This window comes from Enterococcus wangshanyuanii, from assembly GCF_002197645.1.
Taxonomy (GTDB): domain Bacteria; phylum Bacillota; class Bacilli; order Lactobacillales; family Enterococcaceae; genus Enterococcus_L; species Enterococcus_L wangshanyuanii.
Genome location: NZ_CP021874.1, coordinates 285,626 through 312,497, shown reverse-complemented (window position 1 = coordinate 312,497; position 26,872 = coordinate 285,626). Strand labels below are relative to the sequence as shown.

Sequence of the window (26,872 nt, the reverse complement as noted above, 5' to 3'; positions counted from 1 at the left end):
ATAAAGTGGTGGAAGCTGCTTGGGTTCGAACGATTAGAGTAAAAATGAACAGCGCGCTTTTTCATATCGTTCATATTTTTCAAAATTATTGAAGTGACTACGTTTTTCTCACTATTTAATCGAAATTAAAGTCCGAGACAACCTATTTGCTAGTTTGTCTCGGACTTTTTACTTTTCAGTTGAATCAATTTTTATTTTTTGATCTGACTCACTAATTTTACATAGTTTTCTGAACGATCTTCCGCATCTTCTTTCGTTTTCGTCAAGAGATGCTCTACCACTTCCTGATTGTCTTTGATCGTGTGTAGTGCAGAGAAACGAGTTTGTTTTTCAAGGAAGTCTCTCATCTTAGTGAAATCAGCTTTTTTGTAATCGATGATCATTGGGTCTTTGCCTTTTTCGACCAGTTGTGGATTATAGCGATACAATTGCCAATAACCAGATTCAACGGCTTCTTTCGCTAAAGATAAGGTTTCGATCATTCCACCTTTAACGCCATGATTGATACAAGGCGTATAACCGATGATCAATGATGGACCCGGATAACGTTCTGCCTCATCGATCGCTTTGATCGTCTGCATCGAATTTGCACCAAGTGCGATTTGTGCGACATAGACATTGCCGTAGGTCATCGCCATCATACCTAAATCTTTTTTAGAGGTTTGTTTCCCTCCAGCAGAGAACTTCGCAATTGCTGCAGCAGGCGTTGCCTTAGATGTTTGTCCACCAGTATTGGCATACACTTCGTTATCCATTACAAAAATATTGACATCGGCCCCGCTAGCTAAGACATGATCGATTCCGCTGAAACCAATATCATACGCCCAGCCGTCTCCACCGACGATCCACTGACTTGTTTTAACGAATAAATCGTTTTGCTTATAGATTTGTTCTAATAATGGATCTGATTGATATTCATCACTTAATACAGCTGCTAGTTTCGTTGCCCGCTGTTGCGTTCCCTCGCCTTCTAGGTAATGCTCATGCCAATCTTGAAGTAAAGCTTGCAGATCTTCTGAGCCTAACTTTTTATCGATGGCTTCTTGAATTTGATCGGCTAGATACTGGCGCTTGGTGTTATTTGCGACATACATGCCATAACCATATTCTGCATTATCTTCAAATAAAGAGTTGCTCCAAGCTGGTCCTTGACCACATTCATTTGTTGTATACGGCGTAACAGGAGAAGAACCGCCCCAAATAGAAGAACAGCCTGTTGCATTCGCCATCATCATTCGATCACCAAACAATTGAGTCAATAGCTTGATATACGGTGTTTCACCGCAACCTTCACAAGCACCGGAGAATTCCATCAATGGTTGATTGAACTGTGAACCTTTCACAGATAATTTTCTGACTGGATTTTCTTTTTGTTGTAACGTCATCGCAAAAGCCCAGTTGATTGCTTGCTCTTTTTGCTCTTCGTATGGTTTCATCAAAATGGCTTTTTCTTTGACTGGACAAGCTTGGACACAAAGACCACAACCCGTACAATCTTCTAAAGAAACCTGAATACGATACATCAAACCGTCTGCGCCGCGCATTTCTCTTGCAACGAATCCTTCTGGTGCTTCTTCCATTTCTGCTTCGTCTGCTAAAAATGGACGAATCGCAGCGTGAGGACAAACAAAGGCACATTCATTACACATCGTACATTTATCCATTTGCCATTCTGGAACTTCTAATGCGATGCCGCGTTTTTCATAAGCAGCCGTTCCCATTGGCATTTCACCCGTTTTCATGCCATTATCGATCAAATCACCGACAGTCAAATCGTTTCCTTCTTGGCGATTGATCGGTTGTAGAATATTCGTGATATATTTCGGTAATGTCGGATCGACTTCTTCAGGTTCAATTTCAATATTTGCCCATTCTGCTGGTACTTCGACTTTTTGTAGCGAATCAAAGGTGCGATCAATGGCCTGATAGTTTTTCTCAACGATTTCCATTGATTTTTTACCATATGCTTTTTTGACTTCAGCTTTTAATAATGGCAAGTATTCATCCCGTGACATTAAATCGGTGACTTCAAAAAATGCGGTAGACATCACTGTATTGATGCGTCGTCCTAAACCAATTTCACGAGCAAGCTCCACTGCATTGATGATATAAAACTGAATATTGTGTTCTCCAATATATTTTTTCAATTTAGCTGGCAACAAGCGGTAAACTTTTTCCTTATCCCAAATCGTATTGAGTAAGAAGGTTCCGCCATCTTTTAACCCTTTAAGCAAATCATAATTATGAATGTATGAGGCATTATGACAGGCAATAAAATCAGCTTGTTCTACTAGATATGTTGACGTGATCGGTTCCTCACCAAAACGCAAATGTGACATAGTCAAGCCACCAGATTTTTTTGAATCATAGCTGAAATAAGCTTGTGCGTATAAATCAGTATTATCACCAATGATCTTGATTGCTTGTTTATTCGCACCAACTGTTCCATCTGAACCAAAACCCCAGAATTTGGCTTGGAAAGTTGTTGGAGCAGTTAAATCTAACGTTTCGCCTTGCGGTAACGAGCGATACGTCACATCATCGACGATCCCGATCGTAAAACGCTGTTTCAGATCCGCAAATGGCAATAACAAGTGATCATAAACTGCTTTGATTTGATTTGGTGTCACATCTTTCGAACCTAGTCCATACCGTCCGCCGATTACGATCGGACGACTTTCGTGTTGATATAATGCACTTTGGACATCTAAAAGTAAAGGTTCACCATCAGCGCCTGCTTCTTTTGTTCGATCTAATACAGCAACTTTTTGCACCGTCTTCGGTAATTTTTCTAATAAGTTTTCTGTTGGGAATGGGCGGTATAAATGAATGTTGATAAAACCGACTTTTCTGCCTTGTTCGTTCAAATAATCAACTGTTTGCTCAATCACTGGTGAAGCTGAACCCATTGAAATAATGACTTCTGTAGCATCTTCTGCACCATAATAATCTGTCAAATCATAAGAAGTGCCTCTTATTTCGTTGATTTGCTTCATATATTTTTGAACGATTGCCGGCATTGCTTCATAATTTGCATTAACAGTTTCACGTTGTTGGAAATGGATATCCGGATTTTGAGCGGTTCCGGAAACGGTTGGATGATTTGGATTCATCCCTCTGCGGCGGAAACGATCCACTGCGTCTTGATCCAGCATTCCTTTTAGATCATCGTAATCCAGAACTTCGATTTTTTGCAACTCATGACTGGTTCTAAAGCCATCGAAGAAGTTGACGAACGGCAGACTGCCTTCAATACTTGCTAAATGAGCCACAGCAGACAAATCCATTACTTCTTGGACACTTGATTCTGCCAACATACAAAAACCAGTTTGACGAGTGGCCATAACATCCCCATGATCACCGAAAATACTCAATGCACTCGTTGTGATTGCTCTAGCCGCCACATGGAATACAGAGGGTAAAAGTTCTCCGGCAATTTTGTACATATTAGGAATCATCAGTAATAAACCTTGTGACGCTGTATAGGTCGTTGTCAGAGCACCCGTTTTTAAGGAGCCGTGAACGACGCCGGCTGCTCCTGCTTCTGACTGCATTTCAATGACTTGGACTTTTTGTCCATAAATATTTTTCAATCCATTCTCAGCCCACTCATCAACTAATTCGGCCATTGTAGAGCTAGGTGTGATTGGATAAATCGCTGCAACTTCTGTAAATGCATAGGAAATGTAAGCTGCTGCTGTATTCCCATCCATTGTTTTTGTTCTTTTCATGTCTTTTCACCTTTTATCTTTCCTCAGACTTTTGTTGTTGCGGGTATTTTCTTTTGTTCCTGGACATATTTATCCATTTGAACCGCGGCAACTTTTCCGGCACCCATCGCCAAAATAACGGTTGCTGCGCCTGTCACGATATCTCCGCCGGCAAAGACGCCGGGAATCGATGTTTCTCCCGTTTTTGGATCCGCTTCAATATAACCCCATTTCGTCAACGCAAGTTCTGGGAAAGTGGATAACAACACCTTGTTGGATCCTTGACCGATTGCTTCGATCACTGTGTCAGCTTCGATAATAAATTCACTACCTTTAATTGGAATTGGTCTCCGACGTCCTGATGCATCAGGTTCACCCAATTCCATTTTGATACATTTCACTCCAGTCAGCTCACCGCTGCCGTTACTTACGTATTCGATCGGATTCGTAAGCCAGTGGTAATCGATCTCTTCTTCGACAGAATGGTGATATTCCTCAATGCGGGCTGGGAGTTCTTCCAGGGAACGACGATAAACGATGCTTACATTTTCTGCACCCATTCGTTTCGCTGATCTTGCTGCATCCATCGCAACATTGCCGCCGCCAATGACCACGACATTTTGTGATTTTTTGATCGGTGTATCATATTTAGGAAATTCATAGCTATGCATCAAGTTGATTCTGGTCAGATACTCACTGGAAGAATAGACGCCGTTCAATGAGGTTCCAGGGATACCCATAAAATTGGGAGCCCCAGCGCCTACTGAAATATAGCAAGCATCAAATTCTTCCATGATCTCATCCATCGTGATCGTTTTCCCAACGACAACATTTGTTTCAATCTTGACCCCTAAAGCTTCAATACTTTCGATTTCCTTTTTGACGATTCTTTTTGGTAAACGAAACTCTGGAATGCCATAGGTCAACACACCACCTGCATCATGGAGTGCTTCATAAATCGTAACCTCATAGTTCAATTTAGCTAAATCACCTGCTACAGTAAGTCCCGATGGTCCAGAACCGATCACTGCAATTTTCCCAATGATTGCTCTATCATTCGATGTATTCTTTGAAAAATCTTGATTTTCTAATGCCCAATCAGCAACTAAACGTTCTAATTTTCCAATAGCCACAGGCTCAAAATTTTTCGCTTTACCTAATTTACAAACTTCCTCACATTGTTTTTCTTGAGGACAAACACGACCGCAAATTGCTGGTAGATTCGTATATTTTCCTAAAACATCTGCGGCTTCCTGCATATTGCCTTCTTTGATTGCTAGTATGAAACCCGGAATATCGATCATTACAGGGCAACTGGCAATACATGGAGCATTTTTACATTGAAGGCAACGTTCTGCCTCTGCTTGACCTTCTTCAATCGTATATCCTAAACAAACTTCCTCAAAATTCGTTTTTCGAATTTCTGGCGCTTGTTCTGAAATAGGTGTTTTGGTTCTGCTTTTTCTCGCCATTAGTTTGTCACCTGCGCTTTTTCATAATCCGCCAGACACGTTTCTTCTTCAGCTTTATATTGTTTCATGCGGTTGATGAATTCATCCCAATTGACTTCTGTTCCTTTGAACTCTGGTCCATCGACACAAGCAAATTTGATGCTATTATCCACCGTAACACGACAGCCGCCGCACATCCCCGTTCCATCGATCATGATCGGATTTAAGGAAACATAGATAGGTAAGTCATGTTTTGCAGCGGTTAGAGTACAAAATTTCATCATCAGGCTTGGTCCAATCGCCCAGCTACAATGGACGGGCTCCCTTCTAATCACTTGCTCCATCGCTTCAGTGACTAGACCTTTCATACCTAAAGAGCCATCGTCTGTCGTAATGATCAACTCATCAGAAAACTGTTCGCATTCTTCTTGTAGAATCACTAATTCTGCTGTTTTTGCACCAAGTATCGTAATCACACGATTTCCAGCTTTTTTCAACCCTTTGACGATTGGAAAAATCGCTGCTATCCCTACGCCACCACCAACGATCATCACTGTGCCATAATTTTTGATTTCTGTCGGCATCCCCAAAGGTCCTGTCAAATCTAATAAGCTATCACCTGCTTTTAGTTTTGACAGTTCCGCAGTGGTCTTACCTATAACTTGAAAAATCAGACGGATCTGCCCTTTTTCTGAGTCTGCATCTGCGATCGTTAATGGAATTCTTTCACCGACCTCATTGATGCGTAGAATCACAAATTGACCCGGTTGCGCTTTTGAAGCGATCCGTGGCGCTTCGATCCAAAAATCAAATTCATTTGCTGAAAGTACCTCACTTTTGGTTATCTTATACATATGCTTTACCGTTAATGAATGAATGCATTCATTTTTCCTTCTTTCATATGATTTACAAGCTTATAAACCTGCTGTCAGTTCAGTGACAAACTTCTTCAATGCTTCGACATCCTCATCCTCAGCATTATTTTCGATTTCAACGGTTTCTGCTACTTTTTTTGCCCCAGCTTTTTCCAAGGCTTCAACAAAATCATGAGCAGATTTACAGAACAAGTCCCCATATTCTCGATCTCCTGAACCTACAACACCAAAGATTTTACCTGATAAGTCTTTATCTTCCAGCTCATCAAAGAAATCTTCAAACTCAAAGGGCAATTCTCCATCGCCATAAGTATAAGTCGCGATGACACATGCATCTGCGTCATCAAAGAAGTCTACATCTACCTCTGAACACTCTTCTCTTTCAACCTCAAAGCCTGCGTCCTGAACAGTACTTTCTAAAATTTCTGAAATCTCCTCAGTGTTTCCTGTCATACTTGCATAAACGATTTTTACTAGTGCCATATTTGCTCATCCTCTCATCTTTTTTCAAAATATTTTAAAGTATAAAAGCTGAACGAAACCCCTTTCATTTCTCTCATACTTATTATCGAAATTAATAGTTGCTTCACCATTTCTCAATCAAATTACCTTTTTCACATAATATAAAATCTAGATAAAACGCTTTCTTTTTCAAAAGCAGAAAGAAGCAAAAACTTCACTTATACTATACCATAAATCAAGCGTTTAAAACAATAATTTTTAGGTAAAAAAAATATTTTTTAGAAAAGGCGAATGATTATCAATAACGCCTAACTTGACAGACTTATTTATAGTCTCTCTTTTTGATGACCGATCATAAAAATAGCATCTAAAACCGCGCCTCCTAATGCTCGTGCTTTATCAGAAATAGTAAAACAATCGACTTCATCCACTACTCTCGGATCGACATCCGCGCATTTCAACCCTTTTTTACATTCAACTTGATCAGAAATCAAGCCTCTTAAAACACCCTCCAATGGTGAAAATACTGGTTGGTCTCCAACGTAAAATAAAAGTTCACCCTTTTGAACGCTATCTCCGATTTTTTTGATATGCTTTACTTGACCAGAAGCAGGAGCATGAATCACACGTTCTGCACTTTTCCCGCCAATTTCACCAGGAATTCCTGTATTTGCTAACGCGCTTCCTTCAAAATAGAGTCTCCCTAAGTAATGACCTCTCATCGTCTCTACAACTACATCAACATCCTCTGGTGCAGAAAAGCCTGGACCTAATGCAATCGTGATCGGCGCCATCTTTCGATTTGTCCCGATATTTCGCTTAGCTAAAATCGCATCAATTAAAATCAACGGTTTTAGTTCATTTAAAGAATCTGCTTGTGCATCCACCCATACAGGTAATTCCCCTTTATTCCAGCATGCTTCACATTCTGTTAAAGAAGTAACTAAACGTGCGTTTAAATCTTCAACTTGCTGTTCTTTTTCAAAAACAGCATTACATAAAGCCACTGTCCTCCTAATCGCTAGAGGCTTTTCCGTTTCCAGAATAACAACCTTGAATCCAGTATGATGGAGTTTTTGAACTACACCAGTCGCAAGATCTCCGCCGCCTCTAACAACAACAATTGTTTCAGCAACTCCTTCTGCTATTTTTCCCATAAAACGACTCCTTTTCCAGATTGAACATTGCAGGCAATTACTTTAGTCAACCGCTTCATCAGCATGCATGGCAACAAAGATAATACTTTTTCCGCCTGTTTTAACTGTTCTGAACTTTCTACTTGATTGATACATAAAATCCGATGACCACGACTCTTTGCCCAAAGCCCTTTAGGACTGGAAATGACCTCAGCTAACGTTTCCTCACAAATGACATCTCCCGTTTTAGTTCCGGTAGCTCTCAAAAATAAAGGCAAGCGATGAACAGTCGTCAAATCTATTTTTTCATTCAATACTGATATCGGAATCAGCCCAATCGTTGCAGTGGTCTCAGGAATGACCACCGGCTCAAATGTTTCCCATCCTTTCAACGGCAATTGCTTTGAGCCGTCTGCTTCTAGAAAGATTTTATCAAACATTGGAAAGCTTTGCTGAATCATGCTAGGTGGCGCACTTAATTTATGTCCACCCGACAGACGAGTTCCGGCTAGAGTGATCCCTTTACCATCCGTTCCCACTTTAGAGAAATCTTGACTGTAGAAAAAATCATAGGGCTGATGCACAGGGCAACCGATTTTTGTCGTCGTACTTACTAACACTTTTTCTTGACGATAGCATTCTGCCAAATACCACATCAGGCTTGTTTTACCGCCGCTTCCAATCAGCGAGACAACTTGCTTGCCTTCAAAATCAAAGCAATCGATCAATCGTTCCATACCCTATAGCTCCTTTCGTTATTTTGCTCTTCAATGATGAAAATTTCTTCAACGGGTAAGTCCGCTTGTGATAAGTACTGCCGTCCTTTCTCAAAAAAAGCATCATCCAATCTTATGCAAATTCCACAAAAATCGCCTAAACTTGTCGGCAATGCCATAACAGAAACTGGAATCTTATGTGCTGCCAAGACTTTTTCACTGTGAACGGCATAATGCGTATTTTGAAAAGTCAAAAGGTATTCCATCTTTACACCTCTTTTACTAAAAGTTGATCACTTTGTTTGCTTGAGCCATCACTTCTGTGATTCCGTACATATTAGTGATTTCACCGATCGCTAAGCTTTCTTTGATTTGATAAAAGTCCAGACAAGCGCCACACGTGCTGATTTGCGTTCCTTTTTCTTCCAGTCTATGTAGATCCTTTAAAGCATTTGATCCTTTATTCGTCAGATAGGCTCCACTATTGAAAAAGAGTAGGTGTTCTGGTGGTGTCTCGAGTTCTGTCAGTGAGTAGATAAAATTTTTAAGCAAAATTTCGCCAAGATCAGGATCTCCTTCACCCATCGTTTTTTTCCCAAAAGCAATCACGAGCTCATGATCCGGTTGCTCTGAATCTGTTTGTATCAGTTTTTTGGGTACAGCAATTTGGACTGCCCATTCTACTTCATTCAACTGTTTGATCTCAGCCGTCAAATTCAGGCCATGGACCAGCTTTTCTATATTTTTGACTGCGACTTCGTTATCGACCCGTATTTCGATTATTCCACCTTCTGCTTGAATTTCGCGAATGGCTTTTTTTGCTTCAATGACTGGAATTGGACAGGGTTTTCCTAAAGCATTGATTTTATTCATTTTGTATCCTTCTTTCTTATAAAATAATCAACGGCTGCTCAGTGACTCTTTCACAGACTTCCCCAATAATGGCAGCAACAGGATCTTCTTTTTGGATAGCAGCCAAACAAGCCTCTGCCTGTTCTGGTGCTACGCTCAATAAGAGCCCTCCAGATGTTTGCGGATCAAACAATATCTCTTGAAATGCTGACGAAACAGTGGATAGATCAATTTTCTCAGCCATAAATTGACGATTTCTTTGTCCAGCTGCTGTTGCTAAAAATTCTTCTGCATAACGATAAGCTTCTGGTAATAACGGCAGTTGTTCTGTGTCTATGACAAGTGTTACATGCTTGTCCGCCATCTCAGCAGCATGAACTAATAGACCAAAACCAGTGACATCTGTACAAGCATGGACAGCAAAACCCCGCATTTTTTCTGCAGCATATTTATTCAGCCGCTCCATCGAGTCAATAGCCGCTTGCTCTGCTTTTTTTGAAGCAACTTGTCCCCTAGCAGCCGCTTGAATGAGCCCTACACCTAAAGCTTTTGTTAAAATCAAAACATCTCCAGGCTTTGCTGTGTTGTTGCGGATGATTTTTTGTGGATCGACCTTTCCTGTTACAGCCAAGCCATATTTCGGTTCATGATCGTAAATCGAATGTCCTCCTGCCAAAGATGCTTGTGCTTCCTTCAGTTTTTCGGCTCCGCCATAAAGGATATCTGAAAGCATCTGCTTATCCATCTTTTCAGGAAAACAAACCAAATTCAAAGCAAACAGCACCTCACCGCCCATGGCATACACATCACTCATAGCGTTCGCGGCGGCGATCCGACCAAAGGTTTTAGGATCATCGACCATCGGAGAGAAAAAATCAACAGTTGAAATCAGTGCTGTATCATCAGAAATTTGATAAACAGCAGCATCATCAGATGAGTCAAAGTCCACTAATATATGTTTGTCCGTAAATGTTGGTAAATGATTTAAAAAGCCGGCTAATTCGTTGGGGCCGATTTTAGCGCCACAGCCTCCTGACGTACATTGTGATAAAAATTCCATCGCTCTCTCCTTTCTTTCTATCATTGAGATAAAACGCTTTCTAATGCTGATAAGGCATAATCGATTTCTGCTGTTGTTGTTTGCCAGCCAAAGCTAAAGCGAACCGCTCCAGTCTTGATAGTTCCAGCTGTTTCATGTGCCAATGGTGCACAATGTAAGCCAGATCTTGTAATAATTTGAAACGCATCAGCTAATCGTTGGGCAAGCTCACCGCTATCTATTTTGGGACTAACGAGGGAAACAACAGGGACTGACCGTTCAGCATCTTGACACCCCAAGATCTCAATCGGCATTCCTTTGACTCCATCTAAAAATCTTTTCGTCAACATTCGTTCATGCATTAATATTTGCTCTAAACCAAGCCGCTGTATTTCTGTAACAGCACTTTTCAAACTAATGATCCCAAGCATGTTCAAGGTGCCCGGCTCAAATTTATCTGGTAAAAAATCCGGCTGCGTCAATAAATGAGAAGCACTACCCGTTCCCCCTGTCAGCCAAGGATCGATTTTCTTTTCTATGTTTTTTCCTAAAACAAAACCACCGATTCCAGACAGCCCCATCAGGCTTTTGTGTCCTGTAAACGTTAAAATATCTATTGACAACTCTTCCATATTGATCGGTAAAATGCCTGCCGTCTGAGCACTATCCAAAATCGTGATGATCCCGTGTTTTTTAGCTTTTTCAAAACATTCTTTAACAGGGAGTATCGTCCCTAAAACATTCGAGGCATGGGTCATCACCAGCACCTTCGTTTCTCCTCGAATAGCCGTTTCGATCTGCTCAGGATCAAGACTACCATCTTTCGCACATACTAAATGCGTAACAACAACATTTCGTTCCGTCTCAAGAAGCTGCAGCGGTCTGGTTACCGCATTATGTTCTACCATCGTTGTCAATACATGATCCCCTGGTTTTAGTAATCCATGCAGCACCATATTCAATGCCATCGTTGCATTAGAGGTAAAAATCACATGTGCTGGATCTGGGGCATGAAAAAAATCAGCAAGTACTTGGCGTGCATCAAAAAGTGAACCAAGATCACCTAGAGTATTGATGCTGCGGTTTGTATTTGTGCTATTATTTTCTTTTAAATATGCACAAAGCTCATCGATCGTTGTGTCAAATTTCTGGTTAGAGGTTGCTGCATAATTTAGATAGACAGGCTGTTTCATGATCGTGTCCTTTCATCAACTTTATTAGCGATCAGCTTTTGATAATCGCTATATGTATCGATGTCTGCTAACCGGTAAGGTTCGCTGACTGGTACTCGTTGCCACGTATCAGGATACTTATTTCGAACCTCGCGGCCGCCAGAACTACCTGTAACCTGCAATAAATCAGCGCGAAATCGTTTCCCGAAAAAGATCGGACTGCTTGGATTCCCTTTGACCGTTACTGGAAAAACAATGTTGTCTGTGGTATACGCTGCTAAAAGTGGTACAAATAAGTGTTCATCCAACAAAGGCTGATCTACGGTTAAATAAAGATAACCATCTCCAGAAGCAAACTGCGTCCCCAAACGTACGCTAGTACTTTGCCCTTGATCAGCTTCATGATTCAGTACGACTTTGACTCCTTCAGGTAAAGATATTCCTGCTAAATTTTCAGGTGAAATGACTAAAATTTGTTCAAAAAAACCAAGCTTCTTTGATAACAAAAGAATGTGTTCTAAAAAAGTCCTTCCCTGATATTCAAGGAACAATTTATTCGTGCCCATTCTTTTAGAAAAACCAGAAGCCATAATGATTGCACTGATCTTTACCATCACTTTTGCTCCTTTACACCTGTTTTATAAAAAGAAAAAACGCATCCAGTTCTTTCAAAATAGATGCGTTTTCTCGCCTGTTATGAGCGAATTTCCCAGCACATCACAGTATTACTTTTTCTTTTTTTGATAGAAGGTGTCTTCCATAGGTAATGTCGGACGCAACTTACCATCAAGTGCATAATACGCACCCGCTAATGCAGGAGCTGTCGGAATGGTTGCTAATTCTCCCACTCCTTTGATTCCATATGCCAAACCATCATGGATGTTTTCTGCTTGAACTAAGATCGTTTCGATCGGCGGTACTTGTGCCGCATTCAGTAATCCTAATGTGGCATACTTCGCTTTCACGTATCCGTCTTCCATCGCAAATTTTTCTGTCAAAGCATAACCCATGCCCATAACGATTCCACCTTCGATTTGCCCTTCAGCGGCTTTAGGATTTACAACTTGTCCCATGTCATAAGCAGCAACAAATTTTTCGACTTTACCTTTTTCATCTAAAATCGCTACCTCAGAAGCATAACCGTAGCCAGCATGACTGACAGGATTGGTTTTGTCATTGATCAATGGATCTGTTTTAGCAGAATATTCACCATAAAATTCTTGCCCTTCTAAATCTGATAACGAACGTCCCATATCCAGCTCATAACGTAACTGCATCGCCGCTCTTCTTGTCGCTTCACCCGTAAATAAAGACTGACGAGAAGCAGTTGTTGTCCCGGAATCTGGTGTACGACGAGTATCTGGTGCTTCTGCTATGATCATTTCCGGCGGCAGATTCAGTGTCTCACAGGCCACTTGCGTAGTAACTGTCGCCATTCCTTGTCCGATACAAGCGGCACTCGTTCTGACGTGAACTTTACCTTCTTCTACTGAAACAATACAACGACCAACATCGGATAAGCCAACACCGATCCCACTGTTTTTAAAGAAGCAAGAAATACCAGCAATTTCAGCATTTTCGTATGCTTCTTTGACTTCCAACAAGGTCTCTTTTAATGCGGCATTATTTGATACAAGTTGTCCATTTGGTAACGAGTCTCCTGGTGCTACGGCATTTTTATAGCGGATATCCCATTGCGAAATCCCTACTTTTTCTGCTAATAGATTTAGATTACTCTCAATTGCAAAGGCTGTCTGACAAACACCAAAGCCACGAAACGCTCCAGCCGGTGGATTATTCGTGTAGACGGCAAACCCTTCAACATCGATATGTTGATATTTATACGGACCTGCCGCATGAGTGCATGCTCTTTGCAAGACTGGACCGCCCAATGAAGCATAGGCTCCAGTATCAGAATAGATAACAGCTTTCATTGCTGTCAGATTTCCTTCTGCATCACAGCCAGTTGTGAAGTCCATCTCCATTCCATGACGTTTTGGATGAACCATCAAACTTTCTTGGCGGCTAAGTAATACTTTAACGGGTTTTTGCAAGCACCAAGCGGCAAGGGACGCATGATGTTGTACACTCATATCTTCTTTTCCGCCAAAGCCGCCGCCGACTAATTTTGCTTGAACATGAACTTTTTCTTTTTCTACGCCAAGCATTCTTGCAACTTCTCTTTGTTCATCATAAATACTTTGCCCAGCACTATAAAGCAAGATTCCATCTTCGCCTTCCGGCATTGCGATTGCACATTCAGGCTCCATAAATGCATGTTCATTGATCGGTACAGAATAATGTTGGGTGACGACATGAACTGACGCCGCTAGCTGTTCATCTGCGTTTCCACGAACGAGGTGCTCATGAGATAAAATATTGCCTTTTTCATGGATCAATGGAGCCCCTTCGGCTAATGCTTCTTCACAAGTGACCATCGGTTTCAGTTCTTCATAATCAATTTCGACAAGCTCTTTGATTTCTTCTAATGCTTCTTTGTCTTTAGCAACAACTAATGCTACTGCATCCCCAACGTAACGTGTGATTTCCCCTTCTGGAATCATTACATCCCAATCAGATATAAATTCCAAGTGCCCGATTTTATTATTTCCCGGTACATCTTTAGCAGTCAGTACCGCTTCACACTCAGGATGCTCTAAAGCTTTGGATGTATCGATTTTTAGGACTTTGGCTCTTGGGTATTTACTACGGATTGCAGAAGCATGCAGCATACCTTCGACTGTGATATCATCCACGTAAAGCCCCGTACCTAAAGTCTTCTCAACCGCATCAACACGTTTAAAGTCTTCACCAAGTTTGCCAGTTGAGGCTTCTTCTGGTATGCTCAAATCTTCACGAAACATTTTAGCAGCTAGTTGAATAGCTTCAATGATTTTTACGTAACCGGTGCATCGGCAGATATTGCCTCTGATTGCTTTACGAACCTCTTCATCGCTTGGTTCTTCTTTTTTGTTCAATAGTCCTTGTGCTGAAATCACGATTCCTGGTATACAATATCCGCACTGAACTGCGCCCATTTTCGCAAAGGCATACGCATAAACATCTTTTTGTCTTTGACTGATTCCTTCGATCGTGATGATCTCCTTACCTTCAAGCTTTTCCAGATTGAATAAACACGCTTTGGAAACCCTTCCATTTATCAGCACTGAACAAGCGCCGCATGAGCCTTGGTTACAACCATCTTTTGTTCCGGTCAGTGATAAATCTTCTCGAAGGAAGTCCATCAATTTTTTGTTTGTGCTGCAGGTTTCAGGTTTGCCATTTACTACGAATGAATACATTTTTTCTTTACACCCCAATTTCTATTATAATATAGCTTTTTATCACTATGATTATAACACAAATTGTTAAGCTAAAAATTATTTTTTAGCAAAAAAATAATTTTATTTAATTCTGTTGCAAACCGATTTGAGCTGCGCCGATTGCTCCTGCATATTGAGAGAGCTCCTGATCATAATAAACCGCCATTTTCGTGTACTGTTCAATCAATTTTGCCATCGTTTGACTATGAGATAAGCCGCCAGAAAAAAAGATGGGACCTGTTTCTGGATTTACCTGCCTTAATTGATTACTGATTCGGCTGGCGATCGAATGAAGAACGCCTAGAGCAATATTCTCTCTTTTTTCTCCTTTTCCGATCAAACTGATCACTTCAGATTCTGCGAAGACGGTACACATGCTGTTGATTTTTACTGGTACTGCATGCGCGACAAATGAATCGATCTGCTCAATTTCTTCACCTAACGTTCTCATCAGTACTTCTACAAAACGCCCTGTGCCAGCCGCACATTTATCATTCATACTGAAATCCAGCACCCTGCCAAACTGATCCATTCGAATCGCTTTGCTATCCTGACCGCCAATATCGATCACATTTTTGATGTCGTCTCTCAAATAAGCGGCTCCTTTTGCATGACAAGTGATCTCTGTTACAATTTTGTCTGCCCGAATCAATTTCCGTCCATACCCTGTTGTGACGATAAACGTTTCTGACGTATTGCCTAATTCCGTAAAAATTTTTTCACTAGCTACTTTGGGGTCACCAGATGTTGATACGAGTTTCTTCTTTTGAAGTTTACCATGTTCAAAAAGAACGCCTTTAGTAGTTGTAGAGCCACTATCTAGACCGATCACTCGCATAGTTCTATTCCTCCAGCATTTCAACGAATGCAGCAACACGTGTATTGATCTGCTCAATATCGGCCGTCGAATAGTCTGTTTCTAAATAAAGATAGGGAACATTCTTTTCTTCTTGGCAAAAACGGCGAACTTTCAATGATTCAATGGAATACGGATGACATGATTGAAGAACCATATCCAGCACGCCATCTACTTGATACTCATCGATCATTTGGTCCAATAAATCAAAACGACTCGTATTATTGGACATACAGGCACAACCGATATCGATATACTTTTCAGCTAATGCTTCATAGACATCTTCTTTTTCTTCATCGACTAATTTTTCCACTGCTTTGGCTACCGTACAATTTTCAAATCCTACGATCGTTCCACCGTTTTCTTCGACTGCACGGATAACTTTCTCAGTGACGCCGCCCATCGGAGAGCCTGTGATCAAAATCCGTGGCTTTCCATGTGGTTGGTGTTTTTCAGGATACTGATCTTGAATAGCATTCGTTGTTGTTGTCAGTTTTTCGATCAAGCCTTCTTTTTCAAACGTATAATTAGCGCCGTACATCACCTTGAAAATTTCCGAACCTTCAATTGCTGGCGGATTTAATTTTCCTAAACCATAAAAATTTTTGCGTGCTTCACGTTCTCTGTTTTTTAAATAGATCGCTTGACGAATTTGTTCGTCCGTAATTTCTACATCAAGAAATTCCTCCAGCTTTTCTTTGAAACGAACGATTTCATCTTTCCATAAATTGAATGAAGCTACAGAATTGCGCATATTTGGTAATTGCATCAAATATAGTGGTTTAAATTCTTCCATGTATTCATACATTTTTTTCTTACCGTCACAGGTTGTTTCACCGACGACTAGATCGGAGAAATAAAAGAAAGGGCATTTATCTGTTTTTCCAAAACCGTAACTTGATTTGATCAAGGGGCAGAGATTTCTAGGCAAGTCCTCCTCTGCTGCTGCAATGGTTTCATCTGAAGTCGAGCAAAGACTGATTTGAACGGCATTTGCTGCCATGACTATTTCTTCCGGCATAAAGGTACAGTAGACGCCGATCACGGGAATCCCTTGTTCTTTTAATTCTTTGACTTGAATAAATCCTTGACGTCGTGCTTCATCAAATTCCGTAAAAATTTCTGGAAGTTCTGTTTTTATGAACATTTTCTTCCTCCTTATTTAGATACTATTGGGCGTTTTCCAAGATTGCTGAAATCTGTTCAGTTGTCGGCTTTACATGATAAAAAAGTTTATAAAATTCTGAGATAGATTGCTTGATATCAAGCTGATATTGCTCAGGATAAATCAATTGACCTAGCCATTGCATCCCGATGATTCGATTAACTGATGGTGGTGAACCTAAAAAATTATAAGGAGATAGTGGAATTTGATACACTCTATTTTCCTTGACCGCTGTTAATTCCTTCCAGGAATCATCTGTTGTGATCAATGTATAGACATCTTTTGAATCTGCAAGAATATAATCTGGCTGCCATTGGATCAATTGTTCCATCGAGACAACACTTCCTGCACCTTTAGAGATAACATCTACTCCTACTGCAGCATTTTTAGCTCCTACCTCGTCGATCACTTGAGCATGAAAGGAACCTTCCGCATTTGTGTTTAAACCAGCATTTCCAGAAGCGTAATAAACACTTTTTTGATCTACAGCTTTTAAGTTCTCTTTGACTTCTTTCGCTTGAGATAAGACTTTTTCACAGTACTCGCTCAATTGTTCTGTTTCTTCCGTATTTCCGAGTAGTTCACCTAGCTTTATATACGTTTCAGGTAGATTATTTAGATTTGCTTCAATAAAAATCGTCGGAATATCTAATTGATCCTGTAGTTTATCCATATCCTCTTTGACTGTCTTTTTCGCTTCGCCAATATCGATCACAACATCTGGTTCTGCTGCGCTGAGTGCTTCCATATTTAAACTGGCATTTTTCCCATAAAACTGACCAAATTCTGGTAACTTCTGATATTTCTCATCAATAAATTCTTTCGCTTCTGCTGAAAACGGGCTTGCCAAGCCCACTAATAAATCGGGTGAACTTGTATATAAAACGATTTGCGCTAAGGGACCAGAAGGAGCGATTTTTTTGATGTCATTTGGTATTTCTACAGCTCTTCCTGCAGAGTCGGTAAATACTCTTTTCGCGCTTTCTGGTTGTGAATGATTGTTTTCACTGCTATCTGCTGTTTGCTTATCGGTACCAGAGCAGCCTGTTAGAAACAATGCGAGTAACATCACTAGAAACAGTGTGATTGATTGCTTTTTCATTTAGCCTAATCCTTTCTTTTTTCGATCATGATTGAATGACCATATTTACTAAGTGGTAATTTCCCTACTGATTTTTTTGTTCGTAATTCGGCAAGAGAATCTTCATAGATCGTTCCAGCCAGCGTATCGATACCATGCCGAAATAAAGTCTGACTCAAGGGACAGCTTGAACCAACTAAAATAACTTGTGCTTCTGCTGATAACTCTAATAATCTAGGTAACGTTTTATTGATGATCGTTGAAGCCGTGATATAAACAATTTCCTGCTGTGGAAGTAAGAACTCGCATGCACTAGCTGGGTAATCACCTGCTCTAGGTTCCAATTCAAAAATACTAATATTTTTACTAAGCTCTGGGTAACGATCAACAAAAGGAAAATGACCGATCATCCCTATTTTTTGCTGATCTGATGTATCCATCAATTGGTCAAACGCATCATTATGATAAATAGCCTCTGTCTGAAACTGCCTTTGTACTTGTTCGCTATCGTTAAAAAAACTATTGATCGCAGCTAACCCAAAGCTAGCTTTTTCAAAATCCCAAGACTTTATAAACTCCGCCGCTTCTTGCAGCTGTATATTTTGATAGTCTTCAATATTCTTTTGCGTTCGTGAAAATTTCATCGCTGTTCCAATCGTTTGATCATTCACCACAAACGTCCAACGCTCTGTCTGCGCCATGTCCGAGATTTTGATTCCAGAAGGAATTGCTTCAATCAATTCGTCGTATAGTTTCCACATGGTATTCTCGCTTTCTAATTATTCTCACTTTTTTGGGGCAAACAAACGCGTTGTCGGTCAGAACCTAATTCTCTAATTACGACTGGAACCTGATAGATCTCCTCTAATCGTTGACTTGTTAATACTTCATTCGGCGTTCCTTGAATAAGCAATCGTCCCTCTCGTAAAATCAATACCTGATCACCATATTGCAGGACATGATTTGGGTCGTGCGTTGCCTGAATGATCAAATAGCCCTTTTCACTAAGTGCTCGAATCATTTCCAATACCACAATTTGGTTTCCATAATCCAAATTCGCACACGGTTCATCCATGATGATGATTTTACTTTGCTGAGCAACCGAACGGGCAATAATGACTAATTGCTGCTCCCCGCCACTAAGTTCAGAAAAGAGCTTCTGTTTTAAGTGGATGATATTTAATTCAGCTAAGGCAGCTTCTACCAAGTCGTATTCTGCTTTTCCAGGTTGTCGAAAATGTTTTAAGCGAGAGGTAGTTCCCATCAAAACCATTTCAAAAACAGTAAACCCAATATGTCCTTTTTGCTTTTGAGGAATATAAGAAACGAGTTTAGAGAGCTCACTCCTTGAATAGCGTTGAAGCGCTTGTCCATTTATCTTGATCACCCCCGATGTTGGCTGTACGATGTTCAATAAACATTTAAACAATGTACTTTTCCCAACACCATTCTTTCCAAGTAAACAAACGGACTGTCCATAGTCCAATTCAAAGGAAATCTTCGATAATATTTTTGTTTTTCTATATGAAAAATCTATATCCATAACTTGCAACATAACGATTCCCTCCAAATCAAGCACTAACAGTGCGACTACTTTTTACAATCAGAATAAGAAAGATCGGCGCTCCAATGAAAGAAGTCAGTATACCGATCGGAATTTCACTTGTCGAAATCAACCGGGAAAAATCATCAACAAACAGGAGAAAAGTGCCACCCAAAATAGCACTCACCGGAATCGTATAGCGATGATCGTTTCCTATAAGCAGACGAGAAAAATGAGGCACCACTAAACCAACCCAGCCAATCAATCCACTGACAGAAACGGCCGCCGCCGTAATCAGTGTTGCCGCTATAATCAAAATAATTCGTAACTGACGACTGTTGACGCCTAAACTCAAAGCCTCCTCTTCCCCCAAAGAGAGGATATTCAAACGCCAACGCAAGAGAAAAATCGGTAGCATTCCAACTAAAATAAGGGGAATAGCAAAATGAAGATCCTGCATTTTAATTGCAGATAAACTGCCCATCAGCCAGTAGGTAATTGCAGGAAGAGTATTGGTTGGATCACCAACCAGTTTTAAAAATGAAACAGCAGACGAAAACAACGAGCCAATCATCATTCCGATCAAAATCATATTTAACACAGAATTGCTTTTAAGCCATCGGTTCAATAATAAAACTGCTCCAACAGCAAGTATGCCAAAGATAAACGATAGAGAAATCACTTGTTCATAGGTCAATGAAAAAAACAATCCGACCGCTGCGCCAAAGGCTGCTCCTTGTGAAGCACCTAAGATATCTTGTGAGATCATTGGATTTTGAAACAAGGCTTGATACGTCGCTCCGGCAACTGAAATACCACTGCCGATGACCACCGCCATAATAATTCTAGGAAAACGAATTTTAAATAAAATAGTTTCTACCTGAGTACTCCAGGTCTGCTCCAGTGGAATTATTTTATTGAATACTGCTCCAAAAAAATCATTCAGCGTAATTGGATATTTTCCTAATAAAAAAGAAACGATCAGCACAATAAAAAAGAGAAGAATCGTGCCTAAAAGAATGATTTTTTTCTGCCTAAATGATGATTGTCGTTGCTCCATCGTGTCCACTCCTAAACAGCTGCTTTTATTTTTCTGCCCGCTTGATAATCAGCTCACCAGCAACACTGATCGCAAGTTCGGCTGGTGTCTCTGCTTTGATTTTCAATCCGATCGGCATATTGATCCGATCGATTTCTTCGATCTTGTAACCACTTTCTTTTAACCGTTTGATTTGTACTGCTATTTTATGCTTACTCCCCATGACACCAATATAGTATGCTTTTGTCGCCAGAACTTGCTTCGATACGTCAAAATCAAATTGATGTCCTCTTGTCATAACTACTACATAATCATCTTCGGTAATATCGATCTTGTCCATGATATTTTTTAAGTCGAGCACAACACATTGATCTGCATCTGGGAAATATTCTTTTGTTAATAATTCAGGACGATCATCCAATACAACACAGTAAAAATCCAATGTTTTTAGTACAGGAACTAACGCTTGTGCAACATGTCCACCACCGAATATATAGACTTTCCCAGTATTTATAAGAGACTCAACTAAAAATCGTTTGTCTGAAATGGACATAATCGCCATTCCTTGTTTAAACGTAAGCTTCTGAAGTTCTTTTGTTTCCTCATTATAAAAGCCAGTTTCACGACTATAAAAAGTCAAACGATTCGACAGTTGTTCACCTATTTCAGAAATCAACCAACACGGTTGATTTTCTTGATAGTGCTCTTGGAACTTCTTACGAATGTCAATCACACTTTTTTTTTGACAATCAAGATATTGAAAGAGAACTTCTACATTACCGCCGCAAATCATTCCTAAATCAACAATGTCATTCGGTGCTAAGATAAACTTTTCAAGCCTTGGCTCTTTCGTTTCCAGCACTTCCTTTGCCAATTGTTCCGATCGGAATTCAACAGCACCACCGCCGATGGTTCCTGCAACACGCCCACTTTTATCGACTAGCATCCGTGCGCCCTCTCCTCGTGGTGTTGAGCCAGAACTTGCAATAACAGAAACTAAAACGGTATCATTGTTTTGTTTGACTGCCTGAGACAATCGGTCAAAAATTTCCTTCATGCTTTTTCCTCCAACTTTTCTAAATCCTCACTGAATATTTCATTAAAATATTGATTCGTGATATGGTAGGTCTTTTTTTGGAAAAGTAAAAATTTAGCAGTCAAGCGTTTTCCTTCTCTTGTTACCACAGACCCTCCGCCATTATTTCCGCCAACACTTTTATGCACTAATGGATAGCCTAATTCTTCTTCTGCTTTTTGAATCATTCGCCAAGCCTTGTTGTATGACATTTTCATCTGTTTGGCTGCGGTATTCAAAGAACCGGTTTGAGAGATCCTCTGGAGCAACTCGACAACGCCTGGGCCAAAAAATATTCGATTCGTTCGCAGCTTCAGATTGAGTGTGTAATTGAACTTTTCTTTTTCCTCCATATCGTTCCCTCCTTTTTTTGATTTTTTCGTTATACTCAAGAAAGATAACGGCTAGCAAAAAAAATTACTTCTTCAAAAAAAGACGTAGTCTTGTTTCTAGCGAGTCTTGATTCTCATGCGTAAATGGGATGATTTCTCCATCAGCTTTAAAAATTTCTTGTTTTAGTGATTCTCGCTGATGACTGATTTCAAGTTTTTCGACTGTATGCTGTTTTTGTCGTTGATAATTCTTTTCAGATTTAAATACTCCCAAAATTTTTGGAACTTGTTGAATCGTTGTATGCAATTCTTTGGTGAATCGATCTGACAAGAGCTCTACTCCGCCGATTTCATCTAAAAGTATTATCTGTCCAGATTGCCTTGCTTTACGAAGCAGTTCACAGCCAAATTCTTCAAAAACCGCTAAGTTTCGACTGCGTTTTCCATCTTTCGTCTGGATAAAACAGTGATGGTCGACGTTTTCTAGACTGTTTGTAGATACAGATAATTCTGAAGCTGCCTTCAACTCGAAACCAGTAATATTTCCTAAAGCATCTCGTCTTCGTTCGACGTAAAAACCACCCACCGGAATCGCCATTTCCTGTACCACTTTTTGCAGCATTGTCGATTTCCCGACAAATTTATCCCCTTCCAGAAAAAAGTGTCTCATACCGTCCTCCTTTTTAGCAATATAGTTTCAATCGGTATTGAGGCAAAAAGCATCTTTTCGCCTCAACCCATTTATTATCTCTAAGGAGAAACTCTTTCTTATTACTCGATTGCCACTTCTTTCTCCTCTTTTAATAATACATTCAAGAGTACAGCAACGATTGTTGTCAAAATGACTTCCGAATTTCCAAAAATCGTCGTCACCCAAGGTGGAAAGCCACTCAAGCTGCCGACAGATAATGTCACACCTATCCCAAAAGCTAAGGCAATCCCTACAACACCTGTATTTCTTGGTGTTAATTCTTGGGATGAAATCATCCGAATACCTGTCATTGAGATTGAAGCAAAAACGGAAATTGTTGCCCCGCCGATCACAGCATAAGGAATCGTTGTCAAAATCGAAGCGACTTTTGGAACAAATCCTGCAACCAATAGAATGACTGAAGCAAAAACCATTACATATTTATTGATCACTCTTGTTACGGTCACTAATCCAACGTTTTGGCCAAAAGTAGCGACTGGCACAGAACCAAAGAAACTACCAATAAAGTTTGAGAAACCGCTTCCCATAATTCCGCCAGAAAGCTCTTTATCTGTCGGTTCCCGATCCATCGCACCAACTGTCGTCGCAGTAAATTGACCGATTGCCTGAACAGCATCAACAATAAACATGACTACTAACGTCAGAATGGGCACAAGCTGAAAATCAAGACCAAAATACAGTGGTGTGATCACTTGAAAAACAGAGGCTTCTTGTACTGGCCCAAAATCGACCATTCCTAAAACTAACGATACGATATAGCCAATGATCATTCCATTTAAAATGGACGATAATTTTAGAAAGCCTTTAGAAAAATAATTAAAATAAAAGACCACTGCAAATGTTAGTAATGCCACTAACCAATTTTGGGCAGAACCAAAATCAGGACTGCCGGCACCACCAGCCATATATTTGATCGCTACTGGAAATAAAGATAATCCAATACTCAATATAACTGTACCAGTAACTAAAGGCGGAAACAATATCCGAATTTTTTTAATTGACAAACCAACTAAAATAACCAAGATACTGCCGACTAACTGTGAACCGAATATTGCGGCAATTCCAAAATCTCCGCCGATCGCCATCAAAATCGGGACGTAGGCAAAACTGGCTCCCATCATCACAGGGAGTCTAGAACCAACCTTCCCAAAAATCGGGAATAATTGGATCAACGTAGCAATTGCTGAAAAAATCAGCGACGTCTGAATCATGATCGTTGTATCACCGGAATCCAGATTACAGACTTTTGCAATCATGATTCCTGGTGTAACGATCCCAACGACTGCTGCTACGACGTGTTGCAAGCCCATCGGAACAGCTTCTTTGATCGATAATTTGGCATCATAGTCGAACAATGCCTTTTCTTCCTTTTCACTCATAGGCAAGTTTCCTTCTTCTCTTTTTATTTTAAAAAGGACTGCACTTCACGAGTCTCAAAAATCCGCAACCCTTTTCTTTACGAGAGTTTTTCAAAAATTAATTTTTGACTGCGATTGCTTCTACTTCAAAAAGTCCGTTCTTAGGTAACTCACATACTTCTACACACGAACGAGCAGGAAGAGTGTTTGAGAAGTATTTCCCATAAATGTCATTTATTTTAGCAAAATCTGACATGTTCTTTAAAAAGACCGTTGTTTTTACAACATTGTCATAAGTCATATCTGTCTCTTTAAGAATAGCACCTAAATTGATTAGTGCTTGTTCCGCCTGCTGCTCAACCGTTTCTTTCATTTCTCCGCTTACAGGGTCTAGTCCCAGTTGGCCGGATATATACTGTGTTTGTCCCGCTAAAACTGAATGTGAATATGGACCTACTGCTGCTGGTGCGTTGGTTGAATTGATCATTTTATTTGTCATCTACTTCACTCCTATTCCTATTTAAATTCGTTTTTTATATTATTGTTGGATCGTTGTTCCTGTTTTACCAAGAATACCATCTTTCGCTTTTTCTAAAAGAGTGATCAACGTTTTACGTCCTGGTTTTGATTCTGCAAACTGAATCGCTGCTTCAACTTTCGGCAACATCGATCCAGGCGCAAATTGACCATCTTTGGCATGTTGCTTCATTTCATCGATCGTAACATTCGTTAATTCTTTTTGTGTCGGTTTCCCAAAATCGACACATACTTTTTCAACAGCTGTCAGGATGATCAATAAATCCGCATCTACCAATTCTGCTAGTAATTCACTACAAAAATCCTTGTCGATCACAGCTGGAACGCCGCTTAAATGATTGCCTTCCTTAACAACAGGAATTCCGCCACCGCCGCAAGCAATGACTGTTTGACCAGACTTGATCAGTGATGCGATCGTTTCGACTTCAATGATTTCTTTTGGTTTTGGTGAGGCAACGACCTGACGATAACCTCTACCTGAATCTTCAACAACTGTTACATTTTTTTCTTTGACTAGTTGATCGGCTTCTTCTTTAGACATAAAGCGTCCAATCGGTTTTGCCGGACGGTCAAAAGCCGGATCTTTTGGATCAACACCGACCTGAGTGATCACCGTAGCGACAGGTTGTGTAATATCACGGCTCAGTAATTCTTCACGAAGAGCATTTTGTAGATCATATCCAATATAACTTTGACTCATCGCTACGCAGACCGATAATGGAACTGTCGGATATTTTTCAGGATTGCTTAATGAAAGTTCTTCCATCGCCAATTGGATCATTCCGACTTGCGGTCCATTTCCGTGAGATAAGATCACTTCATAGCCTGCTTCGATCAAATCCGCGATTGCTTTTGATGTTTCTTTGACTGCGGTCATTTGTTCTGTTAAATTATCCCCTAAAGCATTTCCGCCAAGGGCAACGACTACTCGTTTTACCATTCAATCATCCACCTTATTGTTTCGATATTTTAGTAAAAAAGCAAGATGCTTTCTCTTCAATAAATCCTGTCAATGAGTGTTAAGAAAAATCTGAATTGTGCATGAAGTGGTCAGAACCTGTGGACAGCAGATTCGTCTCAAAACAAATTCTTCTTAACAGATAGCCTACATAAACGGACTTGGAAAGGTCTTATTATCATTTTATTTTTTTCTTAAAGAGAGCAAATTATTTTACTAGTGACTATCATCACTGATAGAAAAAGCATCTCACTTCATGCCAATGTTTACTACGCTATTATTTTACTTCTCTTGGCGTTGCTTTTTGTTCAAGCTCTTTCAATGTTTGTTGCGGGCTCTTCACTTTGCTTAAGAAGATCATTGCCGCAATGATATATGGTTTGTAGCTAGCTTCTTTGTATAGCGGAACACGATAACGGTCAAAAACAGAAGCCGCTACTTCGCCTTCGTCACAGCTAACCCCAGTGATATCAGCAGGTAAGCAGTGCATATATAATGCTTTGCCGTCTTTTGTCGTTTTCATCAATTCTTCCGTACATTCCCAATCTTTATGGTTAGAATTATCTGCCAGCAATTCTTTTTCTAACGCATCGATTCCAGCTTGATCGCCTTCACCGTATAATTGTGTACGTTTTTCCATCGCTGCAAACGGTGCCCAGCTCTTAGGATAAACAACATCAGCATCCTTGAACGCTTCTGCCATGCTATTTGTTTTCGTAAATGAACCGCCTGATTCAGCAGCATTTTTCTTTGCCACTTCTTCTACTTCCGGCATGATTTCATAGCCTTCCGGATGAGCTAAAACAACATCCATCCCTAAACGTGTCATCAAACCAACGATTCCTTGAGGAACTGATAATGGTTTGCCATAAGATGGAGAATAAGCCCAAGTCATAGCGATTTTCTTACCTTTAAGGTTCTCAACGCCGCCAAATTCATGAATCAAATGAAGGGCATCAGCCATTGCTTGTGTCGGATGATCGATATCACACTGTAAATTGACTAATGTCGGACGTTGTTCTAATACACCATCTTTATGTCCTTCTTGAACAGATTCTGATACTTCGTGCATATAGGCATTTCCTTTACCGATATACATATCATCACGAATCCCAATGATATCTGCCATAAATGAAATCATGTTTGCTGTTTCACGAACCGTTTCACCATGAGAGATTTGGCTCTTCCCTTCATCTAGATCTTGAACTTCCAATCCTAAAAGGTTACAAGCAGACGCAAAACTAAAACGTGTTCTCGTTGAGTTGTCACGGAATAAAGAAATTCCCAATCCGCTATCAAAAATTTTCGTAGAGATATTGTTTTCACGTAAATAACGTAGGGTATCAGCTACTGTAAAGACTGCTTCTAGTTCATCACGTGTTTTTTCCCATGTTAAGAAAAAGTCGTTTTCGTACATTTTATCAAATTCTAATTTGTCCAATTTTGCAATATATTCGTTAAAAGTTTCCATGTTATTTCT

General features: G+C 40.1%; 25 protein-coding genes. All 25 read right to left on the bottom strand.

Annotation, left to right across the window (positions count from 1 at the left end; genetic code table 11):
• Positions 1-191: 191 nt before the first annotated feature.
• On the bottom strand, positions 192-3,731 hold the full coding sequence (gene nifJ, locus CC204_RS01455) for a pyruvate:ferredoxin (flavodoxin) oxidoreductase (RefSeq protein ID WP_088268482.1): 3,540 nt from the start codon (positions 3,729-3,731) through the stop codon (positions 192-194).
• Positions 3,732-3,754: 23 nt separating this feature from the next.
• Positions 3,755-5,182, bottom strand: a complete 1,428-nt coding sequence (gene gltA, locus CC204_RS01450; protein WP_088268481.1) for an NADPH-dependent glutamate synthase — start codon at positions 5,180-5,182, stop codon at positions 3,755-3,757.
• On the bottom strand, positions 5,182-6,015 hold the full coding sequence (locus tag CC204_RS01445) for a sulfide/dihydroorotate dehydrogenase-like FAD/NAD-binding protein (protein WP_088268480.1): 834 nt from the start codon (positions 6,013-6,015) through the stop codon (positions 5,182-5,184). Before CC204_RS01445 ends, gltA begins: the two co-directional genes overlap by 1 nt.
• Before the next feature lie 60 nt (positions 6,016-6,075).
• Positions 6,076-6,519, bottom strand: coding sequence for a flavodoxin (locus CC204_RS01440; RefSeq protein WP_087639790.1), 444 nt, complete (start codon positions 6,517-6,519; stop codon positions 6,076-6,078).
• Between the two features lie 305 nt (positions 6,520-6,824).
• A complete protein-coding gene (yqeB, locus tag CC204_RS01435; RefSeq protein WP_088268479.1) occupies positions 6,825-7,655 on the bottom strand; it encodes a selenium-dependent molybdenum cofactor biosynthesis protein YqeB in 831 nt (276 codons plus the stop codon).
• Positions 7,643-8,371 carry a selenium cofactor biosynthesis protein YqeC gene (yqeC, locus tag CC204_RS01430; protein ID WP_088268478.1) on the bottom strand — a complete coding sequence of 243 codons (729 nt, stop codon included), beginning with the start codon at positions 8,369-8,371 and terminating at the stop codon, positions 7,643-7,645. Before yqeC ends, yqeB begins: the two co-directional genes overlap by 13 nt.
• A complete protein-coding gene (locus CC204_RS01425; protein WP_088268477.1) occupies positions 8,359-8,616 on the bottom strand; it encodes a putative Se/S carrier protein in 258 nt (85 codons plus the stop codon). Before CC204_RS01425 ends, yqeC begins: the two co-directional genes overlap by 13 nt.
• 16 nt (positions 8,617-8,632) lie before the next feature.
• The gene (gene yedF, locus CC204_RS01420; protein WP_088268476.1) at positions 8,633-9,223 is read right to left on the bottom strand and encodes a sulfurtransferase-like selenium metabolism protein YedF; all 591 of its coding nucleotides are present in this window, start codon (positions 9,221-9,223) and stop codon (positions 8,633-8,635) included.
• Between the two features lie 16 nt (positions 9,224-9,239).
• Positions 9,240-10,262 carry a selenide, water dikinase SelD gene (gene selD / locus CC204_RS01415; RefSeq protein ID WP_088268475.1) on the bottom strand — a complete coding sequence of 341 codons (1,023 nt, stop codon included), beginning with the start codon at positions 10,260-10,262 and terminating at the stop codon, positions 9,240-9,242.
• Positions 10,263-10,282: 20 nt separating this feature from the next.
• Positions 10,283-11,434, bottom strand: coding sequence for a selenocysteine lyase SclA (sclA, locus tag CC204_RS01410; RefSeq protein WP_088268474.1), 1,152 nt, complete (start codon positions 11,432-11,434; stop codon positions 10,283-10,285).
• A complete protein-coding gene (locus CC204_RS01405; protein ID WP_088268473.1) occupies positions 11,431-12,027 on the bottom strand; it encodes an NTP transferase domain-containing protein in 597 nt (198 codons plus the stop codon). The genes sclA and CC204_RS01405 overlap by 4 nt, the downstream gene beginning before the upstream one ends.
• Positions 12,028-12,138: 111 nt before the next feature.
• Positions 12,139-14,715, bottom strand: a complete 2,577-nt coding sequence (gene xdh / locus CC204_RS01400) for a selenium-dependent xanthine dehydrogenase (RefSeq protein ID WP_088268472.1) — start codon at positions 14,713-14,715, stop codon at positions 12,139-12,141.
• Positions 14,716-14,821: 106 nt separating this feature from the next.
• Entirely contained in the window at positions 14,822-15,574 is a 753-nt protein-coding gene (locus CC204_RS01395; protein WP_088268471.1) for an acyl-CoA dehydratase activase, read from the bottom strand.
• Positions 15,575-15,578: 4 nt separating this feature from the next.
• Positions 15,579-16,739: a double-cubane-cluster-containing anaerobic reductase gene (locus CC204_RS01390; protein ID WP_088268470.1), complete on the bottom strand. Its 1,161-nt coding sequence runs from the start codon at positions 16,737-16,739 to the stop codon at positions 15,579-15,581.
• Positions 16,740-16,761: 22 nt separating this feature from the next.
• Complete coding sequence (locus tag CC204_RS01385; protein ID WP_088268469.1) at positions 16,762-17,859, bottom strand: ABC transporter substrate-binding protein; 1,098 nt, start codon at positions 17,857-17,859, stop codon at positions 16,762-16,764.
• A gap of 5 nt (positions 17,860-17,864) precedes the next feature.
• Positions 17,865-18,599, bottom strand: a complete 735-nt coding sequence (locus tag CC204_RS01380; protein ID WP_088268468.1) for a DUF364 domain-containing protein — start codon at positions 18,597-18,599, stop codon at positions 17,865-17,867.
• 14 nt (positions 18,600-18,613) lie between these two features.
• Positions 18,614-19,393: an ABC transporter ATP-binding protein gene (locus CC204_RS01375; RefSeq protein ID WP_088268467.1), complete on the bottom strand. Its 780-nt coding sequence runs from the start codon at positions 19,391-19,393 to the stop codon at positions 18,614-18,616.
• Between the two features lie 16 nt (positions 19,394-19,409).
• Positions 19,410-20,441 carry a FecCD family ABC transporter permease gene (locus CC204_RS01370; RefSeq protein WP_088268466.1) on the bottom strand — a complete coding sequence of 344 codons (1,032 nt, stop codon included), beginning with the start codon at positions 20,439-20,441 and terminating at the stop codon, positions 19,410-19,412.
• A 25-nt stretch (positions 20,442-20,466) separates the two neighbouring features.
• Complete coding sequence (locus CC204_RS01365; RefSeq protein ID WP_088268465.1) at positions 20,467-21,477, bottom strand: XdhC family protein; 1,011 nt, start codon at positions 21,475-21,477, stop codon at positions 20,467-20,469.
• On the bottom strand, positions 21,474-21,848 hold the full coding sequence (locus CC204_RS01360) for a winged helix-turn-helix domain-containing protein (RefSeq protein WP_087639775.1): 375 nt from the start codon (positions 21,846-21,848) through the stop codon (positions 21,474-21,476). The genes CC204_RS01365 and CC204_RS01360 overlap by 4 nt, the downstream gene beginning before the upstream one ends.
• Positions 21,849-21,912: 64 nt before the next feature.
• Positions 21,913-22,497 (bottom strand): nucleoside-triphosphatase, encoded by a 585-nt coding sequence (locus CC204_RS01355; protein ID WP_088268464.1) that lies wholly within the window; start codon positions 22,495-22,497, stop codon positions 21,913-21,915.
• Between the two features lie 101 nt (positions 22,498-22,598).
• Positions 22,599-23,918: a nucleobase:cation symporter-2 family protein gene (locus CC204_RS01350; RefSeq protein WP_088268463.1), complete on the bottom strand. Its 1,320-nt coding sequence runs from the start codon at positions 23,916-23,918 to the stop codon at positions 22,599-22,601.
• 97 nt (positions 23,919-24,015) lie between these two features.
• Complete coding sequence (locus tag CC204_RS01345; RefSeq protein ID WP_088268462.1) at positions 24,016-24,396, bottom strand: RidA family protein; 381 nt, start codon at positions 24,394-24,396, stop codon at positions 24,016-24,018.
• Between the two features lie 39 nt (positions 24,397-24,435).
• On the bottom strand, positions 24,436-25,374 hold the full coding sequence (gene arcC / locus CC204_RS01340; RefSeq protein ID WP_088268461.1) for a carbamate kinase: 939 nt from the start codon (positions 25,372-25,374) through the stop codon (positions 24,436-24,438).
• 295 nt (positions 25,375-25,669) lie between these two features.
• Positions 25,670-26,863 carry a knotted carbamoyltransferase YgeW gene (gene ygeW, locus CC204_RS01335; protein WP_088268460.1) on the bottom strand — a complete coding sequence of 398 codons (1,194 nt, stop codon included), beginning with the start codon at positions 26,861-26,863 and terminating at the stop codon, positions 25,670-25,672.
• Positions 26,864-26,872: the final 9 nt, after the last annotated feature.

Excerpts from the sequence above, each read along its gene's own strand:
- selD (WP_088268475.1), bottom strand. The coding sequence starts at position 10,262 with ATGGAATTTTTATCACAATGTACGTCAGGAGGCTGTGGCGCTAAAATC.
- CC204_RS01370 (WP_088268466.1), bottom strand. The coding sequence starts at position 20,441 with ATGGAGCAACGACAATCATCATTTAGGCAGAAAAAAATCATTCTTTTA.
- CC204_RS01355 (WP_088268464.1), bottom strand. The coding sequence starts at position 22,497 with ATGAGACACTTTTTTCTGGAAGGGGATAAATTTGTCGGGAAATCGACA.
- yedF (WP_088268476.1), bottom strand. The coding sequence starts at position 9,223 with ATGAATAAAATCAATGCTTTAGGAAAACCCTGTCCAATTCCAGTCATT.
- yqeC (WP_088268478.1), bottom strand. The coding sequence starts at position 8,371 with ATGGAACGATTGATCGATTGCTTTGATTTTGAAGGCAAGCAAGTTGTC.
- CC204_RS01375 (WP_088268467.1), bottom strand. The coding sequence starts at position 19,393 with ATGTTGCAAGTTATGGATATAGATTTTTCATATAGAAAAACAAAAATA.
- CC204_RS01345 (WP_088268462.1), bottom strand. The coding sequence starts at position 24,396 with ATGACAAATAAAATGATCAATTCAACCAACGCACCAGCAGCAGTAGGT.
- CC204_RS01395 (WP_088268471.1), bottom strand. The coding sequence starts at position 15,574 with ATGCGAGTGATCGGTCTAGATAGTGGCTCTACAACTACTAAAGGCGTT.
- CC204_RS01440 (WP_087639790.1), bottom strand. The coding sequence starts at position 6,519 with ATGGCACTAGTAAAAATCGTTTATGCAAGTATGACAGGAAACACTGAG.
- xdh (WP_088268472.1), bottom strand. The coding sequence starts at position 14,715 with ATGTATTCATTCGTAGTAAATGGCAAACCTGAAACCTGCAGCACAAAC.
- CC204_RS01385 (WP_088268469.1), bottom strand. The coding sequence starts at position 17,859 with ATGAAAAAGCAATCAATCACACTGTTTCTAGTGATGTTACTCGCATTG.
- arcC (WP_088268461.1), bottom strand. The coding sequence starts at position 25,374 with ATGGTAAAACGAGTAGTCGTTGCCCTTGGCGGAAATGCTTTAGGGGAT.
- CC204_RS01365 (WP_088268465.1), bottom strand. The coding sequence starts at position 21,477 with ATGAAGGAAATTTTTGACCGATTGTCTCAGGCAGTCAAACAAAACAAT.
- CC204_RS01380 (WP_088268468.1), bottom strand. The coding sequence starts at position 18,599 with ATGTGGAAACTATACGACGAATTGATTGAAGCAATTCCTTCTGGAATC.
- yqeB (WP_088268479.1), bottom strand. The coding sequence starts at position 7,655 with ATGGGAAAAATAGCAGAAGGAGTTGCTGAAACAATTGTTGTTGTTAGA.
- CC204_RS01445 (WP_088268480.1), bottom strand. The coding sequence starts at position 6,015 with ATGTATAAGATAACCAAAAGTGAGGTACTTTCAGCAAATGAATTTGAT.
- CC204_RS01425 (WP_088268477.1), bottom strand. The coding sequence starts at position 8,616 with ATGGAATACCTTTTGACTTTTCAAAATACGCATTATGCCGTTCACAGT.
- ygeW (WP_088268460.1), bottom strand. The coding sequence starts at position 26,863 with ATGGAAACTTTTAACGAATATATTGCAAAATTGGACAAATTAGAATTT.
- nifJ (WP_088268482.1), bottom strand. The coding sequence starts at position 3,731 with ATGAAAAGAACAAAAACAATGGATGGGAATACAGCAGCAGCTTACATT.
- CC204_RS01390 (WP_088268470.1), bottom strand. The coding sequence starts at position 16,739 with ATGTTCATAAAAACAGAACTTCCAGAAATTTTTACGGAATTTGATGAA.
- CC204_RS01405 (WP_088268473.1), bottom strand. The coding sequence starts at position 12,027 with ATGGTAAAGATCAGTGCAATCATTATGGCTTCTGGTTTTTCTAAAAGA.
- gltA (WP_088268481.1), bottom strand. The coding sequence starts at position 5,182 with ATGGCGAGAAAAAGCAGAACCAAAACACCTATTTCAGAACAAGCGCCA.
- CC204_RS01360 (WP_087639775.1), bottom strand. The coding sequence starts at position 21,848 with ATGGAGGAAAAAGAAAAGTTCAATTACACACTCAATCTGAAGCTGCGA.
- sclA (WP_088268474.1), bottom strand. The coding sequence starts at position 11,434 with ATGAAACAGCCTGTCTATCTAAATTATGCAGCAACCTCTAACCAGAAA.
- CC204_RS01350 (WP_088268463.1), bottom strand. The coding sequence starts at position 23,918 with ATGAGTGAAAAGGAAGAAAAGGCATTGTTCGACTATGATGCCAAATTA.